Here is an 18,286-nt window from a genome sequence, read left to right as displayed (position 1 = left end):
GTCTCCGGAAAATCCGGGGCGATTCAACCCTCAGCTTGCTTCAATATCGGTATGATCCGGCTTTCCGTAAATCGCTGCTTCTTCATCAGTAAAATTCCTCTTCGTTTAAAATAGAAAATCCTACTGTATTGCACCTTTAATATTGGGGAGGATTACCCAACGACCTACCTACGGTTGATTCTATATATTGAAAATGTTGCTTAGCATAAGCAAATAAGCTGAATCTATTTTTAATTCCCAATTTGCTAAAAATAGAAGTTAGGTGATTACGCAAAGTATGTTCACTCATGCATAGTTTCGCAGCAATTTGCTTGTTTTGCTCCCCACCAGTTCCATCTGAAAATGCTCTAAGAATTGTGCACTCTTTACGAGTCAGCATCGTAATCTTATTAATACTACTATCAGGAGAAAATTTACTTCTCATGCGTGAATTATGTAGCAAAATGCGGCCTGTCGTTATTCGATCAAGCCATAATTCGCCATCATGAATTTTTTCTATAGCTCTAAGCATCGTTTGCGTCGATTCTTTTCTATGAACAATACCTCGAGCCCCACTTAGTACCGCACGATCAATTATCTCCTTATCCTGGGTATCGGTAAAAATCACCACTCGTGTATTTCCATTACTAGAAAAATCTGGAATATAATTCACACAATCAATATCATTCAGATATGTATTTAATATAAGAATATCAGGTCTCTTCTCAATCGCAAGCCGTTTAGCATCCGAAATATTTGATGCTGTACCAATAACCGCCATTCTTGGCTGTTTACTATTTATTAATTTCTCCAATCCCCAGAGTACTATTTGTTGATCATCAACCAGCAGAACTTTAATCGGCTGTACTGCAAATTGATTGGCCATACTATTAGCATCATTAATTTCAAAATGCTGGCAAAAACAAGACTCAAAATCAGAAGATCTCTTCTCTGCACCATACTTAGTGATACTACAGCCCATCGCAGTAGCAATCGTTTTTATGTGTTGTACAATGGAATCGCTAGCATAAGCCGTAAAATATATGCAAAGATTCACATTGTCCGATTGTAAATTTAAATTTTGTGCCAAATCTATTCCATCACAACTCTTTAATTCCATATCCGTTAAAATAAGATCTGGCTTATCTTTATTTATTCTAACTAAAGCTTCTTGACTCGAAGTACAAATGCCGATGATATTATATTCCCATTCTTCAGCTATATTCTTCAAAGTCTTACCGGAAACATATTTGTCAACGATTACCAACACGTTGATATCATCTTTATGTTTATGTGAAATTCTTACTAGTGCTTGCTCTGCTTTGTTGGCCATTATCTTTACCTTTAAACAGGTTTGCTACATATTTATTTTAACATATCTCTCTTCATCTTACTGCAAGCGAAGATTATTTAAGCTATTGATATAGGATTGATTATATAAAAAATTTTTAGACAAATCTTACAATTGTTAAAGTGTATTTTTTTAAAATAAAGCAACCTTTAATAAGCTTCTCTGCTTAGCATTTTTATTTTATTGATATGTAATTAATAATCAAAATACTATGGCTCAATATTAAAAGTAATCATTAGAAATTTCTTTCTCTTTACATACTAATTTAGTATTTTATTATCTAATTAAAAAATAAATACGGATTTTCTTCATATAACTTTAAATATTTTAATGTCATTTGTGAAAATTGTTACAGATAAGAAATATTATCCCTTTATTGATGGATTACTTAAGATAAAAATTAATCGTCAAGCTACTCTAGTTAACAAATTCCAAATTGTTCGTTAATTTTTAATTGATCTATTGAGCTACGTTTATATATTAACAAAGTCTATATAATTGGGATGTGACAAAACCCACATGATAAAACTGACATAAATGCTGACCTGGTCAAGTAAAAGCGGACAACCCAGTTAAGCGATTTTTTCAATATTTCTGTTTCCGCTTCCTATTGATTCGAGCTTTTGTACCCCAGGTATGAATGCGGTCGATGGTTGCTATAAAACATGGAAATATACTGCAGCACATCTTGCTGTGCTGCATGACGGGTTTGGTAATGCCGCCAGTGGATTCGCTCCTGTTTGAGGCTGCCAAAAAAGCTTTCAGCCGCTGAATTATCCCAACAATTTTCCAAACAACTCATGCTACCGGTAAAGCCATGTATTTTTAGGAGTCGTCGGTATTCTTTACTGGCATATGCGATCCGCGATCCGACTGTACTATCAATCCTGCTTGTGGCTGGTGTTGCCAGATAGCCATTCTCAATGCATCACAGACTAACCTCGCTTTCATTCTTGAGTTCATGCTCCAGCCAACTACTTTCCTGGAAAACAAATCAATGACGACAGGCAGACACAGCCAGCCTTCCCGGGTCCAAATGTAGGTTATGTCGCCAACGTAGACTTGATTCGGGGCTTTAACATCAAACTGTCGATTCAGCTTGTTCTCGAACACAGGTTGTTTGTGATTGCTGTTGGTTGTCACTTTGTATTTCTTCCTGCTCCGGTGTCAGTTTCCCATTACTCCGGAATGACTGATCAGCTTCATCTGCCTGGTATTCCCTGATCCACCTCCTCAGCATATTGGCACTGATTTCCAGGCTCCGAGATACTTCCGATGTCGTATGGCCCTGATCCAATACCAGACTGACTGCATCTAATTTGTATTCCTTTGTATATTGCTTTCTCTTAACTGGAATGTCCGGTTTCATTAAACCGCGTCAGTCCCTGATGGAATTCGCTGAGTAGCTCCTTATCAGGTCAACGTGCTCTCTATGCACTTGGTCAAATTTAGGTTTAGCCACTCACGGCCTGACCATTCTCGCCATCACGTCATAATTGCCTGTGCAATCAGTGAAAGTTTTTCTCCTTAAACTCGTTCTATTACAATATTACCAATACACCGGCCCGATCAGGCTGGGCAGCAGACAATGCCCAAGTGTGATCGGGCCAATACCGGGAATGGCCTCCAGTTTCTGACTAGCTTCATTCTCCTTATGCCATAGCTTCATCTGCAGCCCTAGTTCTTCCACTTGACGATCCAATTTCTTAAAATGGTCATTTAATCTTTCCAACAACTTGCGCAGGATGCCTGGCAAACCATTCTCGGCATCTTACAGAATATCCGGCATACGTTTGCTGATCGATCGGATTCCCAGGGGCAGCACGATACCAAATTTAGAGAGCAAGCCGCGTATCTGATTTGCCTGCGCGGTTCTGGCTTTGACGAATCCCTGTCTGACACGGTGCATCGACAGGAATGCTTGTTGTCCAACGTTTTTGATCGATACAAAACGCATGTTGGGTCGATTCACTGCTTCACAAATCGCTTCTGAATCCGCCAGGTCATGTTTGTTGGTCTTCACATAGGGCTTTACAAACCGGGAGTGACATGAGCTCGACTGTATGTCCCCAATTCGCCCAGCTTTCTTGCCCAATAGTGTGAACTACCACAAGCTTCCATGCCAATCAGGCAAGACTCAAGATTGACGACGAACCAACCATCTCGCTGCGGCGCAGTTGCTCGCGCAGCACAGCCTTGCCGTGCATATCTACCTCGTGAATCTGAAATACTTCTTTTGTTAAATCAATGCCTATCATTGTAATCTTCTTGTCGGGCGTGCCCTACTTAGTCGTCCCTGAAAAACCCCATCAATCGCTATATTTGTATCAGTGGTTTCAAAAGATGGTTTGTCAATAAAGTAAACGAACAGGCTAATTTTGATCTATCAAAGAATCTGTGAAACTTGTAATCTTCGCCACGGGAAGAAAAACAAAAAAATGGGCAACAGCCATTAGTTTGAGATTCCAGGCGGCAGCCATCAGCAGGTTAATGCGATCACCCACAGCACCCTTCAAATAGTTTCTCGTCATGCGATAATCCGATTTCAAATGGCCTATGATGGGTTCAATCGCGGCACGCCTCCTGCATTGTTTTCGCTTCTTGTCTTTCTGGTACCGGGTATCTTTCTTGAGTCCTTTTCCAGGCAAAATGATCTGGGTTCCATTGACTTCACGTTTGCCACGGTAGCCGCGATCGCATACGGCTTGCTTAGCGGCTCTCCCGCGCGATTGTTCCACATGACGCAATATTTCCGGTAACGTATGACTGTCATGTCGGTTTTGTTCATGACTGACAACACCGACGATCAAATTGCTTTTGCGGTACTGGCTATCGATGCTTTACTGCCGTATTCGTATTGTTTGTGATCTTTTCCCTTGGCCACACAGTACACTTGCGATTCATGCAGCGAGTAGATCTTGTTTTTATCCTTCGGCTGTTGCGCAAGAATCCGTTCATACAAGAGAAAATCCCTTTGGTAGCACTCGAACAAACAGTGTTGCGGTAATTGCCTCCCGAGCTCCCGCATCAAAATACCGGCAATGGTTCTAAGCCGCTTCAGGGCACGTTTGGCTTGCGCTCGTTTGGTAACGTGACGGAAATGCCGGATCGCCAGCCGCAATGATTTGACTTCCTTAACAAAGGTACGTCGTTGTGTAACACCATGCACTTTGCCAATCTTGTTCAGGCGATTGATGATCTTAATTGCAAGCTTGCTGTCGGTCGGGTATGTGATGTTCTTCTCTTGGACCGTCGTATCTACATGGATGACATCTTCCTGTGCCAAGTCTCCATGCAGACCAACGCTCATTTGAAAAATCCGGTCTACGCCTTCAGCGCCAATGCGCTTACGAAAGTGAACCAGTGCCGTGCTGTGGCAGGGCAATTTTCGCTGGAATTCTTTCAGACCACAAAATGCCTGGTAGTACGGATTGCGCTTCCATTGCAATACCACCGATTCGTCACTCAGATCCTCTAACTGTTTCAGTATCAATAGCCCACAACCATCAGTCGGATCGGTTTACTGGGCGCTCCTGTCAACGCCGTGTAATGAATCGAGAATGATTCTTCAAACGCTTGCCATGGTATCGCCGATGCAAGCTTCAGCAATGGGTCAGCAGGATCAAGCTGCATCAACAAATCTGTTCCAAACAAATTCGGTGATGAATCGTACTGCTACGTCTTAGCATTCTTAATCACCATTTCAACCAGAAAATAACCGTCATTTTAACATTTTCGGTCGTTACAATCATCGCAATTAATAGAATCTATCCCTAATATCAATAGCTTGGTGATATTTCAGGGGCGACTACTTAAAACCGAACTGGTGCACCATCGGAGATTCAAAACACGGCAACAAGCCATTCAGGAAATTACCGAATATATCGAAATATTCTATAACCGACAGCGCAAGCAAGAAAAATTAGGTTATTTATCGCCTGCACAATTTTCGCAGCAGTCTATGCAAATCTACTCGCTGCTTAAACCTATGGACTCTATTTTTGACAACATATCTCACTTTGATACTGTTGGAGTAGTAAGCATTCACTTCATCAAAAACTTCCCCCAATTCGGAACAAAAACTAATAAGCGCCCGTTTCTCATGGTTAAGTTGTCTTATTCGTATCTGTGTTTTCACTTGATAATCACTTTGATTTCACAATCAACTATCAAACACATATTTTATATGTTATCCATATTTTTTCCGATTCCGCCGTCTGCGGCTATGTGCGCGTCTCGCTTCTGCTTCGGTTGGAGGAGCAGGTTTTTTATCAGCGTATGGATTATGGCCAATTTTAAAATCAACCCGTAATGGAGTGCTCCACAGCTTAAAAATTTCACGAAATGTATTTTCTAAATATCGTCGATAGGTTTCCGGCACATGATTCAGCATGCTACCGTGTATAATAATCAATGGGGGATTAGATCCGCCTTGATGCGCATAACGCATTTTGGGACGCGACATACCACCACGTGGCGGTGGATGTTTTTCGACTGCAGCAATCAAAACACGCGTCAACTTTGGAGTCGGCAAATCAGCCATAGCTGCTGCATATGCTATATCTATCGATGGCAACAATTTTTTTATTCCGGTACCATGTAACGCAGAGATATAATGCAATTGTGCAAAACTCAGAAAAGCTAACTTGCGACTCAAATCACTTTTGATAGTAGCGCGCTGGTATTCATCCAAGCCATCCCATTTGTTGACTGCGATGACCAATGCACGCCCCATTTCCAGTATAAACCCGGCAATATGAGCATCTTGATCAGAGATCTCATTTTTAGCATCTAATATCAACACAACAACGTTGGCATCTTCGATAGCCTGCAATGTCTTGATAGCTGAGAATTTTTCTATGGTTTCATGCACTTGACCCCGACGCCGCAATCCAGCTGTATCAATCAACGTATACTGTTTGTCTTTATGCGTAAAATCAACGTAGATACTATCCCGCGTTGTGCCAGGTTGATCAAAGGCAATGACCCGCTCTTCTCCCAACAGCGTATTTATAAGCGTAGATTTTCCAACATTGGGACGACCAACAATGGCAATTTTAGGATGGTTACTTGAGAATTCTTCTACAACCTCTGGGAAATCCGCCAATGCTAAGTCTGCCAACTCATTGATGTTATCACCATGCATCGCTGATACCGCACAGGGATCACCCAGACCTAGCTCAAAAAATTCTGCCGTCACAACGGCAGTCGCCATACCTTCTGTTTTATTTACGACCAATAGAATTTTCTGTCCAGATTTGCGTAGTTGCTCAGCAATAATTTTGTCATGTGCAGTTAAGCCCTGGCGACCATCGACAATAAACAATACCCTATCTGCTTCATCAATTGCCTGAATCGTCTGCTTTGCCATGGCATGCAAAATACCCTCTTTAATTACAGGCTCAAAACCGCCGGTATCCATCACCAAATAAGGCTTATCTCCCACTCTACCGGCGCCATAATGTCGGTCTCGTGTCAAGCCTGGGATATCGGCAACGATAGCATCACGGGTACGAGTCAACCGGTTAAACAAAGTAGATTTACCGACATTAGGACGACCAACCAAAACAAGTGTAGGTTTCATGAATATTTACAGCTTTCTTCAGGGTAGTGACATTAATAAAGATATCGCTGAATCTTTAAGATTCTAGACGAATTTAGAAGAGTTACTAAAATTGTGTACTATAAGCGTACACTCCACCCTTTGCTGTTTGAACTACAAACCCATCAGGCAATGGAGAAGCAGGATTTTGAATCATGCTACCATCGGTAGCTGAGCGGGCGATTAAAACTCCATCATAGTTTCGTAGCAAATTAACATTTCCTTGATCATCCCCGACAACTATATACTGCCCTTTGATAACAGGCTTCGTTAATTTCTTACTACCAAGTCTGCTTTGCTTCCATACACTGGCTCCACTGAGCAAATCATATGCAGAAACAATACCCTTATCTTCAGTTACATAAACATAATCACTATCCATTACTAAGCCCGCACTACTGGAAGACTCACGAGTCCATATTTGGGTGCCGTCATTGATGGCAAAGCATGCAACACGTCCTTGATACGCAACCGCGCAAACTAATCTATCGCTAACTACAGGTACACTGGTAATATCCGTCATACGTTCGAGCTCCGTAACGCCCCGTGGGTGAGAAACGGCAACTTCCCATCCAATATTGCCATTAAACAAGCTCATTGCCACCATTTTTCCACCAGGGAAACCTGCAAATACGGCACCATGCGAAAGTGTTATTCCTGCAGTGCTTCGCACCGTCAATGGAGGAGTTGCGCCTTGATGAATCCATTTCCGTTTTCCATCAATGGCATCTAATCCAAATATTCTACCGTCAACAGTTCGCACAACTACAATATTATTTTGGACCTGCGGTGGGCTTAAGATTTCACTGGTGACTGATGCTTGCCATAGCATATGACCAGATTCGTTATAAGCGAGTACTTCGCCTTTAAAAGTCCCGAGCAGAACAAGTCCTTCTCCAACACCTACGCCCGCGGAAAACCTATGCTTCGTTTTGACTTGCCATAATTGCTTACCAGTTGTCGCTTCATATTTTGTAAGTTTTCCAGCCTCATCAGCTGAATATACTGCATCATTTTCATAAACAACATAGAATGAAGCAATTTCATTTTCACTGACTTTATTCTTCCATTTTAATGGAATCGGATCAACGGATTTTAAAGCATCGAGTTCTTCCTTTTCATAAACGATGACCTCGTCTGTTACAAACATATCCGATAGTTGCGTACTCATTGCTTCAACAATACGCATATCAAATGGATTCATCGTACTACCACAACCTGTCAGCAATAAAAAAAATACTATCCAAAACGTAAATAATCGCCTAGGTCTAGTAAAATTCGATTCAACAATTGTTAAATGCTTATTCAGAATTGCCCAGTCCATCCAATTTCATTTGTACAATGTTATAGTAATTATTACTCTTATCAAGCACATTTATAGCTTCCTGATAGCTTAAACGCGCTTCAGAAATTCTCTGTGTCGCCACCTGGATATCTCCCTTACGGTCCAAATATAATCCAGAAAAAGCTTCGCTATATCCAGTATCTAAAAGCCTTAATGCTTCATCATATTTCCCTTCATCGAGTAAAATCCCGGAAATTCTCAATCGCGCCAAATCACGCATCTCGATTTCTTTTGCATGATCAAGAATCCACTGTAAGTTTTGTATCGCCCGTTTATTATTCCCTGCATGAACATCGGCTTGTGCTGCAACCAAAGCAGCGCGTGGCGCATAGCCACTGGATGAATAACCTTGCATAAGCAACTGAGCCGTATCATTAATTTTTTCTGAATCATTGCCTGCTTGTACCTGCTTCAACAAAGCGTATAAATCCGCCGCCTGCTGCGCTTGCTTTTGCTGGTAATACTCCCAGGCCTTTATAGCTCCGATGGTTACTAACATTACTGTCATAATAATAACAATTGCAGTACCATAACTGTCCCACCAGCCTTTAAGTCCATCAACCCTTTCCTGATCTTCATGATTATAAGTTACCATGGCATTTCCCTGGTTAATTTTGAGTTATTGTTAATACAAGTCTTTTTTATTAATTATTTCAGCAACCTTGCTTAATTTCAGACTTACTTGTTCAATCAGTTCACGCAATGGCTTAATAGTTACCTCTTGCGCCCTGAATTCATCATTCCCGATAATCAATGCATAAACAGCACCCGATGAATCAGCCTTTTTCATCTGAGATTTAAAGCTGCCGCCGCCGCAATGCAAAATAACATCGAATCCCTCATCACGAAGAAATTCCGCGCATTTCCAAGCATAATCGACAACTTGCTCATCACCTTGATAAACAATATAAATATCAGGATCTGGCTGGTGAATCTTTTTCCCACATTCCTGCATCAACGACAACAACCGCTCTACTCCCATCGCAAAACCGCATGCCGGAGTGGATTTTCCGCCCATCTGCTCTACTAAGCCATCATAGCGCCCACCAGCACAAACTGTCCCTTGCGCACCTAATTTATCGGTGACCCATTCAAATACGGTACGATTGTAATAATCCAATCCCCTTACCAAACGTAAATTAATATCATAATTAATGCCTCTCTCACGTAATATTCTTTGCAAGGATTCAAAATGACTCCATGACTCAGAATCCAGATCATCAATCAACCTTGGTGCATTCTCAATAATTTGTTGCATTCCTGGATTTTTACTGTCAAGTATTCGTAAGGGATTGGTATACAGACGTCGTAATGAATCTTCATCCAATTTGTCGCGATGCCTCTCAAAGTATTTGAGAAGTCGCGAACGATGCAATGTGCGTGATTCAGTATTTCCCAGCGTACTTATTTCCAGACGCAAATTCGAGATTCCCAATAATTTCCATAATCGAACACACATCACTATTAGTTCTGCATCAATATCAGGGCCAGCATAACCTAATGCTTCTACGCCAACCTGATGAAATTGACGATAACGCCCTTTTTGTGGGCGCTCATGCCGAAACATCGGCCCTGCATAATACAATTTTTGTGGCCCAGCATACAAAAGATTATGCTCAATTGCTGCCCGCGCGCATGACGCAGTGCCTTCGGGTCGGAGCGTCAAGCTATCATTATTGAGATGATCGATGAAAGTATACATCTCTTTCTCAACAATATCAGTTACTTCACCAATAGAGCGAATAAACAAATCGGTTTGCTCGACAATCGGGGTACGAATATTCCGATACCCATAAGCAGCAAGCCACTGCCGCGCCGTTTGTTCGAAATATTCCCAGAAATAAGATTCTTCCGGGAGGATATCATTCATTCCGCGAATTGCTTTAACGCCACTAGCCATCAGACTACTTTTCTCGGGTACTTCTCACTTACATATTGATCAACAATTGCACGAAATTCATTGGCAATATTATCGCCTTTTAACGTTACGGTTTTCTGTCCGTCAACAAACACAGGTGCCACGGGGGTTTCACCAGAACCTGGCAGACTAATTCCGATGTTAGCGTGCTTGCTTTCTCCTGGACCATTTACTACGCACCCCATCACAGCCAGTGTCATATTTTCGACACCATCGTATTGTTTGCGCCAAACTACCATCTCATCACGCACATAAGTCTGGATACTTTCGGCTAATTCCTGGAAATAGGTACTGGTTGTACGCCCACACCCCGGGCAAGCAGCGACTAGTGGAACAAATGCACGCAGCCCCATAGTCTGCAGAATTTCCTGAGCTACAATCACCTCGCGTGAGCGTGTCCCCCCTGGTTCCGGAGTTAATGAAATGCGAATGGTGTCACCAATTCCTTCCTGCAAAAGGACAGCTAATGCCGCTGTAGACGCCACTATGCCTTTAGAGCCCATACCTGCCTCTGTCAATCCCAAATGTAACGCATAATCGCAACGCGCAGCCAAATCGCGGTATACTCTAATCAAATCTTGTACACCGCTTACTTTGCAGGATAATACAATCTTATTGCGATTAAGCCCGATTTCCTCTGCTTTTGCTGCGCTTTCCAATGCCGATGTAATTAATGCCTCCCGCATTACATACTTAGCGTCTTGCGGATCACTTGAAGTTGCATTTTCATCCATAATGCGCGCCAGCATTTCGGGATCGAGACTCCCCCAATTAACCCCAATACGCACAGGCTTATCATATTTACAAGCTGTCTCAATCAAGGTAGTAAATTGCTCGTCACGTTTCTTACCATGACCAACATTTCCCGGATTAATGCGGAATTTTGCTAAAGCTTTAGCGCATTCGGGGTAACTGGTGAGCAATTTATGCCCATTAAAATGAAAATCTCCAACCAAGGGAACATAGCATCCCATTTCATCGAGACGCGCACGAATTGACGCTACCGCTTTTGCGGCCTCCATTGAATTGACAGTGATTCGAACCAACTCGGACCCAGCACGCGCTAACTGTGCAACCTGTTCTACAGTAGCGACTTCATCAACTGTATCAGTGTTAGTCATTGATTGCACGACGACCGGCGCACCACCGCCCAACATTACAGAACCAACCCGAACACCCACACTAGATCGGCGATTTATCGAAAAACTATTTTCAGACATAATTAATTGTATAAGGTCTAGAGGTTGCAAGTACGCCTACTCAAGTGTAAAGCGCGCGGTCCCATCCTGCTTTTTATAAGAAGAAATATTAATTTCCTTGTCATTATAGGTGAGATTAACACCCGATGCATTGCCTATAACAATCGATAATGGTCTTTTACCTACGACAATTTGCTCGCTACCACCTTTCATAAGCTGCTCAAACAAAGCAATACCCTTAGCATCTACCACCTTCACCCATGAGTCCGCAATAAATTTAAAATATAAATTACCTGAATCACTGGATTTTGCGTTCTGCAAATCGGCAGATTGAGCAATAATATTTTCTTCAGTTGGAAGGATCTCAGTTTTTGCATTCAGTTCTGCTACTGCATTTCCGCGATCATTAGTTGTATTAGGGGCCACTGAAGTCATTATTGATAAGTTAGCAGTGCTATCTACAGCTGCCGGCATTGGCAATCGAATCTCCATGGAGGTAGTGCCAGATTCTGATTGAGTGGCGCTACTCACCGAACTGGTATTAGAATCTTTGTTCCATCCATTATTCTCAAAAATTAAATATATGCCTAAAACCATAACCGCTAAAATAACGGCGATCACCAATGGGTTATTACCAGAGTTCTCACGACTTGAAGAAAACGATAATTGTTTATTTCTAAAGGGAGTCCGCTCATAGGTTGATATTATTCGAGTTGACTCTGGAAGTAATTGTAATAATTGCATGGGGTTTAGTTGCACAAGATTGGCATAATTACGAATAAACCCGCGCAAAAATGTTTTTCCAGGCAGCTTCTCAAAATCCTCGTTTTCAATTGCCTCAATCTGTTGTATTGAAAGACGCAACTGCCTTGATACATCCTCAATACTCATATTTTTCCTAACTCTTGCTCTGCGCAGCAAATGCCCAACACTTTGTACAATACCCATAGAATCAATATCATTTAATTCATTCTGGGTTCTTATATGTTCAAGACTACTCACAACATCATTCTGGCCATTACTTACTTCAATATGTTCATGGTGATGAACGTTTAAATTTGAAGCAATTGAATCGAGATTGTTATACTTTTCTCCAATAACTGACTCGATACCCCTCGTTTCCGAATTTTGCATATTTTCGTGTATCGCTTGATTCAACTTTGAAGTATCGTGTCCAGGTGAATGATTCTCAGTTGCAATACTAGAATCAGATGTGATGGAGTCAATATTTTCAGTGTATTGATCTACATTTTTATTCATTTCATCATTAACATTCGTCATCTGATCTTTCCTTCTCGAATCGCCACGGCTTCCTTGGATTCAGGAAAATGCTTTTGCAGTTGATAGATATAACTGTCAACTGCCAATTGATTATCCAAGGCTCGCTCAATTTTTATTCCCACCAATAAACTTTCTGCTGTAGGTGCATAATTTTGCAAAAACTGAGAAAGTTTAGATCTTGCCTCAGTCAAATTTCCGCGTTCAAAATCAATATCAATCAATCCAATAATTGCAGGTGAATAATTGGGTTGTATTGATAATGCATTTTGAAAAAATAACTGCGCTTCAATGTATTTTTGACGTTTAGTTTCACAGACCCCTGCATTAGTGTAAGACATTTCGGATGTTGAATGGAGGGGATCTCTAGCAGCTACCATAAAATGATTAATGGCATCATCCATGCGTTGCGAAAAACGCTGACATAAAAACCACCCATAATTATTATTAATTTCTGGGTTTCTTGGTGCCATTCGAATAGCACGCTCAAAATTTTCTAGCGCTTTACTGTTTTCATTTAAGGTCATATTTATAAGCCCCAACACACTGTATGCAGGCGCATAATTCGATTGTGCCTTCAATGCCTCATTAATTTCTTCAATTGCCACATCCAATTGCCCCCGGTAAAAATATTCAGCTGCCAACTCCGTATGAATTTTTGCGCTTTGTAATGCACGATCTCCCTTATCCTGAATTGGCATCCCGGTTTCTGCGTTGTGCTGCACACAGCCACCCAATCCTATGAAACATAAAAATAATAAGGGCAAATATAATTTCACTGAACCGTTTCTATTTTTAATCGAGTCAAACGATGCGTTTTATCTTTCACCTGTCCAGCAAGCTGACCACAAGCAGCCGCAATATCATCGCCCCGTGTTTTTCTGACAGTTGCAATAAGCCCTGCATGCATTAACACATCACGAAACACTCTTATTGCTTCAGCTGATGAACGCTTATATCCAGAATCTGAAAAAGAATTGAATGGAATTAAATTAAACTTACAGGGAATGCCTTGTACTAATTTCACAAGCTCGCGCGCATGCGCCACACTATCATTAACATCATCGAGCATGACATACTCAAAAGTTATAAAATCTCTAGGCGCAACTGACAAATAACGCTGACAAGCGGCCAATAATTCTTTAATCGGATATTTCTTGTTGATTGGAACCAGTTGATCACGCAACATATCATTCGGAGCATGTAATGAAACAGCCAAAGCAACCGGACAACGCTCACGTAATCGATCGATAGCAGGTACTAGCCCGGAAGTACTGAGCGTTACACGACGCCGGGAAAGGCCATAAGCATGATCATCCAACATTAAATCTAACGCCGTTACAACATTCTCAAAGTTGGCCAGTGGCTCACCCATGCCCATCATAACAACATTAGTAACCGCTCTTTTGGTCTGTGATTTTGCATCATCACTGCAGGTTTCAAGCATCTTATTTGCGAGCCATAACTGCCCTATAATCTCCGCAACAGTTAAATTGCGATTAAATCCTTGCTTTCCCGTAGAACAAAAAGTGCAAGCCAATGCACATCCAACCTGACTTGAAATACATAGAGTGCCACGACTATTTTCCGGAATAAAAACAGTCTCTATACCATTTCCTGCACCAACTGATAACAACCATTTACGTGTGCCATCGGCTGCTGCATAATCCGACATAATCGATGGCAGCTCAATAACCGCCTGTTCGGCAAGCTTCTCGCGCAAGCCTTTTGCCAGATCGCTCATTAAATCAAAATCAGCTATGCCAAACTGGTGAATCCAGCGCAATAATTGCCTTGCACGAAAAGGCTTTTCACCAATTTCAGTGCAAAAATCAACTAGGCTTTTGCCATCATAATTTAACAAATTAACCGCCACGATTTAGATACTCATTACTTTTAACGAGAATAGATATTTAATGTGGGGAAAAAACAGGCAATTTCGGCCATTGCCGTTTCTAATGCATCTGAACCATGCACTGCATTTGCATCAATGCTATCAGCAAAATCAGCACGAATAGTCCCTTTTTCAGCTTTCTTGGGATCGGTTGCCCCCATTAAATCTCGATTTCTCTTAATCGCATCCTCCCCTTCCAATACTTGTACCATCACGGGCCCAGATATCATAAAGCTAACCAGATCGTTAAAAAACGGCCGCTCACGATGCACTGCGTAAAATTGCTCCGCATCAGATTGTGACAAATGTACCATCCGTGCAGCAATAATTTTTAAGCCACCTGATTCAAAACGAGAATAAATCTGTCCAATCACATTTTTTGCAACAGCGTCAGGCTTAATAATTGATAAAGTTCTTTCAATTGCCATTAAATACTCCAATAAATTAGTAAATTTAACATTACATTTTAACAAAATACCTACCCTGTTCGCAAAAACACATAGTCACTGTTCTAAGTAAAAGTATTTTCATCAGAATTTCTACAAGAAACTTATCCATGGATGGTAAAAAATTATGGCCTTATCGCAAAAATCGGGTATCCCTTCGAATTCCAATCTTTAATACCTTCACGATAATAAAAAATATTTGTCCATCCCCACCCAATTGCTTTCTCTATCGCAATTGAGCTACCCAAGCACGAAGTACCGTTACAATACATCACAACAGGTTGATCTTTTTTTACAATTACACTTAATTTTTGCTCATCAAAATCACTTTTTACAGAAAGATGATACGCACCAGGAACATGCCCCATTCTATAATCACTCAAGCCCCTAACATCCAGAAAAAAATATCCCTTATCGAAAAGTAACTTAGCAGTTTCTGTACTTACAGTACGCGCACCTTCAACACTTTCTGGCGATAAATTATCCGCCTTAGATATAGTGACGATAAAAAATAACGCAATTAATAGCGCTACTAAGAATTTTCTCATTTCAATTTTCTAGTAATAAGCTATTCAGAATAAAATGTAATTTTTTAAGTGCGCCCAGATTGACGACGCTCACGAAAATATTCCTTATTTTCATAATAGGATTCATGGCAATTATTTGCATCCCACCCTGGATAACCTAACAATGGAATTGGCGTCAGATCAGCACTGGATGACAGTGCACATAGCAAAAATTGTTCCAGCATTAAATCAACTGAATCGAGTTGACTAAATAAATCTTGCAAAAAAAAATCTTCCTTTACTTTGAAAATAATTGCTTTACCAGTCATACCTATATAAGGGTTTAGTGCTTTTTCGTATATTCCGTGGCCAAAAACAAAAAACCGCATTGATGATAATACGGTAGTACGCTGCCGCCAAAACAATTCTTTCCACTTGAAGCCTTTTATTAGCCGAATCAATAATTCGTGACTGCTGATGATAATGACGCCAGATTCATCGAAAAGCGTTGCTGCATCTCTTAATTTACACCTATTCCCTGTTTTAATCGCTAAATTAGATAATTGCGCTTGATAATGCAATTGATTAAGCGTTGATTTAGCACGCGGCAATATTTTCCATACTAAAGCATTAAAAAAATCATGCCAATTATTAGCTCTAGTTTGCACTTGACCGGTCAAATAAATTTTCGATTCATAATTTTGTTCATGGTGATGTTTCACAATTGCCTGAGGTATAAATAAAATAGATTTACCTGATCGAGTATATATTTGTTGATTTGACAAGGAACATAATTTATTCAGCTCATTAAATTCAGGCCAGCACTGTATATTTGAGAAATCCTTTCTCAAATATGAAAAAGGTTCAAATATAAGCGAAAGATCCATAAAGTTTGGATCCCAACTACGCATTTTCACAGTTGATAAGAAACTTGATCAAAAAAGAAATTTGTTTGAGTATCTGAAAGTTTATTTTTTATTGATTAATATTTTGTTTTGCCATTTCTTCCTCGCGCAAAAGTTTTAAATGTTCTAGTCCAAAATGAATAAACGCAAGTGCAGTAAAAATTGGAGCCAATAAATTAAGAAAAGGTATAAATTGCACCAAACCCGTCAACAGCCCGAGCCCCCATAATGAATATCTGTTCTCTGAACAAATTCTGTTAATTTCGTGCTTGGTAGCATGTTCCGATAACGCATCATAGCGAAATAATTGTTGATTCATAAAAGCTGCAGCGATGAAAGGGATAATAATTCCTGCTCCAACCGTCCACAATGGCAACGAAACTACCCAGATGAATATAAAAACAATACTGGCAATTACCGCATTGACAATACTGCCACTAATAGACCCGCCATACTCACGCTTCAAATCGGGATAAAAACGGCGCGCCACTAAACCAATTAATGCCGGCAATACAAATATGGCCGTAATAATCAGTGTCGAAACGATTACAAGAGGAATAAGCACTAAAACATCAAATAACCCTAGAACTATTGACGCAATCCAATCTGGTTCCAAATTTTGCAGCCACTCACCAACACCAATTTTGTCCAAAATCTGATAAATTATTTTAGAAAAATTATTTTGAAAAATAAATCCGACTATCAACCAAAACAGTAATGAAGCTACAATCGGCCAAACAGTAATCCATGCAATTCTTAAACGAAACAAATCACGAAATGCACTCATAATTGCTCTGAATATTATAGACATTTTACTGCTGATATAAAGTAATACATAGGCTCAACACAAGAGAGGACACTACCATGACTAACGAGAAACCAATTGAAAAATATATTTTCTTTAAAACTTCTAAATTTCCTACTAACTAACACCGTAGTCACCTAGACTATTGTAAATCATTTACCCTAATACTACAGAGCTACAGCAAACACTTTAGTTCTAAAGTTCTAAATAAAGATGCCGATAATATATTTAATGAATTTGCTATGAGGTATAAAAATGAAAATAGATAAATCTTTACAGCCCGTATCAATTGTATCTGTTAATGATGGAAAAAGGCGTGCTGATATTACGCCGAATCCGAATACGAGCCAAGAAAATAGCGTGCATTTAAGCCCTAATGCTACAAAACTACAAACAATCCACAGTACTACTGTAAGTGGCTCAAATGTAAATACAGCACGTATTATGGAAATAAAACAAGCTATAAGTGAAGGAAATTTTCAAATTAATCCGGAAGCTGTTGCCGACAGATTGCTTGAAACAGTAAAAGAGTTGATTCAATCCAAAAAAGGTGCTGCATGATGCCTTGCTGCACAGACGTTACGTACCTCATGAATGAATTGAAAGCTGAAAGCAATGCACTACGTATTTTTATAGAAATTCTTAAAAAAGAAGAAAGCGCTCTTATTGAAGGAAAACTAGAAGAAATAGATCACCTCGCTTCCAATAAAACAAAACTGATTCAAGAACTAATACAACATGATGATCATCGTAACGTTTTTTTCCTGAAAATAGGACTACCTACAGAAAGAAAGAGTATAGACTCTTGGCTAACTGAATTAGCTGAGCAAAACTCCAGTTTTTCCGAAATAAAAGCTTTATGGAAAGAATTATTAGATCTTGCCAAAACGGCCCGACAATTCACTTATTCTAACGGTTTGATTATTGCAAATCGACTGCAACACAATCTACGGTCTTTTGCTGCGCTACATGGAGCAGCAGGTAATGTTGCACTTTATGGACCTAAAGGCCAGCCCTATATTTAGGGTACACCCTCTGAACAATCTCATTTGCTATTC

The 18,286-nt window shown here is 40.3% G+C and carries 15 protein-coding genes and 4 pseudogenes; 3 read left to right on the top strand and 16 right to left on the bottom strand.

The genetic code is table 11. From position 1 onward, the window contains the following. Nucleotides 1-136: 136 nt before the first annotated feature. The 4 genes and pseudogenes from ATY38_RS09085 to ATY38_RS17055 form a co-directional block, all read right to left on the bottom strand. A complete protein-coding gene (locus ATY38_RS09085) occupies nucleotides 137-1,312 on the bottom strand; it encodes a response regulator transcription factor (protein WP_062559023.1) in 1,176 nt (391 codons plus the stop codon). A gap of 625 nt (nucleotides 1,313-1,937) precedes the next feature. Further along, nucleotides 1,938-2,699: pseudogene (locus ATY38_RS15500) on the bottom strand (IS3 family transposase). Between the two features lie 228 nt (nucleotides 2,700-2,927). After that, a pseudogene (locus ATY38_RS15495) lies at nucleotides 2,928-3,588 on the bottom strand (IS110 family RNA-guided transposase); the annotation flags it as partial. Between the two features lie 128 nt (nucleotides 3,589-3,716). Further along, nucleotides 3,717-5,019, bottom strand: a pseudogene (locus tag ATY38_RS17055) (IS5 family transposase). Between the two features lie 122 nt (nucleotides 5,020-5,141). Between ATY38_RS17055 and ATY38_RS15835 the strand changes: the two are divergent. Then, nucleotides 5,142-5,314 (top strand): annotated as a pseudogene (locus tag ATY38_RS15835) (IS3 family transposase); the annotation flags it as partial. A 205-nt stretch (nucleotides 5,315-5,519) separates the two neighbouring features. Here ATY38_RS15835 and der read toward each other — a convergent pair. From der to ATY38_RS09000, 12 genes are all read right to left on the bottom strand, one after another. Beyond that, the gene (gene der, locus ATY38_RS09055) at nucleotides 5,520-6,914 is read right to left on the bottom strand and encodes a ribosome biogenesis GTPase Der (RefSeq protein ID WP_062559022.1); all 1,395 of its coding nucleotides are present in this window, start codon (nucleotides 6,912-6,914) and stop codon (nucleotides 5,520-5,522) included. Between the two features lie 85 nt (nucleotides 6,915-6,999). Further along, nucleotides 7,000-8,256 carry an outer membrane protein assembly factor BamB gene (gene bamB, locus ATY38_RS09050; RefSeq protein WP_062559021.1) on the bottom strand — a complete coding sequence of 419 codons (1,257 nt, stop codon included), beginning with the start codon at nucleotides 8,254-8,256 and terminating at the stop codon, nucleotides 7,000-7,002. Continuing rightward, the gene (locus tag ATY38_RS09045; protein WP_062559020.1) at nucleotides 8,234-8,872 is read right to left on the bottom strand and encodes a tetratricopeptide repeat protein; all 639 of its coding nucleotides are present in this window, start codon (nucleotides 8,870-8,872) and stop codon (nucleotides 8,234-8,236) included. Before ATY38_RS09045 ends, bamB begins: the two co-directional genes overlap by 23 nt. A 30-nt stretch (nucleotides 8,873-8,902) precedes the next feature. Continuing rightward, a complete protein-coding gene (gene hisS, locus ATY38_RS09040; protein ID WP_062559019.1) occupies nucleotides 8,903-10,177 on the bottom strand; it encodes a histidine--tRNA ligase in 1,275 nt (424 codons plus the stop codon). After that, on the bottom strand, nucleotides 10,177-11,415 hold the full coding sequence (gene ispG / locus ATY38_RS09035) for a flavodoxin-dependent (E)-4-hydroxy-3-methylbut-2-enyl-diphosphate synthase (RefSeq protein WP_062559018.1): 1,239 nt from the start codon (nucleotides 11,413-11,415) through the stop codon (nucleotides 10,177-10,179). The genes hisS and ispG overlap by 1 nt, the downstream gene beginning before the upstream one ends. Nucleotides 11,416-11,451: 36 nt before the next feature. Beyond that, entirely contained in the window at nucleotides 11,452-12,675 is a 1,224-nt protein-coding gene (locus ATY38_RS09030; RefSeq protein WP_062559017.1) for a RodZ domain-containing protein, read from the bottom strand. Beyond that, entirely contained in the window at nucleotides 12,672-13,451 is a 780-nt protein-coding gene (gene pilW, locus ATY38_RS09025; RefSeq protein WP_062559016.1) for a type IV pilus biogenesis/stability protein PilW, read from the bottom strand. The genes ATY38_RS09030 and pilW overlap by 4 nt, the downstream gene beginning before the upstream one ends. Beyond that, on the bottom strand, nucleotides 13,448-14,548 hold the full coding sequence (gene rlmN / locus ATY38_RS09020) for a dual-specificity RNA methyltransferase RlmN (RefSeq protein WP_062559015.1): 1,101 nt from the start codon (nucleotides 14,546-14,548) through the stop codon (nucleotides 13,448-13,450). The genes pilW and rlmN overlap by 4 nt, the downstream gene beginning before the upstream one ends. A gap of 20 nt (nucleotides 14,549-14,568) precedes the next feature. Continuing rightward, nucleotides 14,569-14,994: a nucleoside-diphosphate kinase gene (gene ndk / locus ATY38_RS09015; RefSeq protein WP_062559014.1), complete on the bottom strand. Its 426-nt coding sequence runs from the start codon at nucleotides 14,992-14,994 to the stop codon at nucleotides 14,569-14,571. Between the two features lie 143 nt (nucleotides 14,995-15,137). After that, the gene (locus ATY38_RS09010; RefSeq protein ID WP_062559013.1) at nucleotides 15,138-15,560 is read right to left on the bottom strand and encodes a rhodanese-like domain-containing protein; all 423 of its coding nucleotides are present in this window, start codon (nucleotides 15,558-15,560) and stop codon (nucleotides 15,138-15,140) included. Nucleotides 15,561-15,604: 44 nt separating this feature from the next. Further along, the gene (locus ATY38_RS09005) at nucleotides 15,605-16,429 is read right to left on the bottom strand and encodes a DUF3025 domain-containing protein (protein ID WP_235590230.1); all 825 of its coding nucleotides are present in this window, start codon (nucleotides 16,427-16,429) and stop codon (nucleotides 15,605-15,607) included. 64 nt (nucleotides 16,430-16,493) lie between these two features. Beyond that, nucleotides 16,494-17,234 carry an EI24 domain-containing protein gene (locus ATY38_RS09000; RefSeq protein WP_062559012.1) on the bottom strand — a complete coding sequence of 247 codons (741 nt, stop codon included), beginning with the start codon at nucleotides 17,232-17,234 and terminating at the stop codon, nucleotides 16,494-16,496. Nucleotides 17,235-17,483: 249 nt separating this feature from the next. Between ATY38_RS09000 and flgM the strand changes: the two genes are divergently transcribed. Continuing rightward, nucleotides 17,484-17,789 carry a flagellar biosynthesis anti-sigma factor FlgM gene (gene flgM, locus ATY38_RS08995; protein WP_062559011.1) on the top strand — a complete coding sequence of 102 codons (306 nt, stop codon included), beginning with the start codon at nucleotides 17,484-17,486 and terminating at the stop codon, nucleotides 17,787-17,789. Continuing rightward, the gene (locus ATY38_RS08990) at nucleotides 17,786-18,253 is read left to right on the top strand and encodes a flagella synthesis protein FlgN (protein WP_338086272.1); all 468 of its coding nucleotides are present in this window, start codon (nucleotides 17,786-17,788) and stop codon (nucleotides 18,251-18,253) included. The genes flgM and ATY38_RS08990 overlap by 4 nt, the downstream gene beginning before the upstream one ends. Nucleotides 18,254-18,286 lie beyond the last annotated feature (33 nt).

This window comes from Nitrosomonas ureae (assembly GCF_001455205.1).
GTDB classification, from domain to species: Bacteria; Pseudomonadota; Gammaproteobacteria; order Burkholderiales; family Nitrosomonadaceae; genus Nitrosomonas; species Nitrosomonas ureae.
Note: the sequence above shows the minus strand (reverse complement) of the source record. Positions and strands in the feature narration are given on the sequence as shown.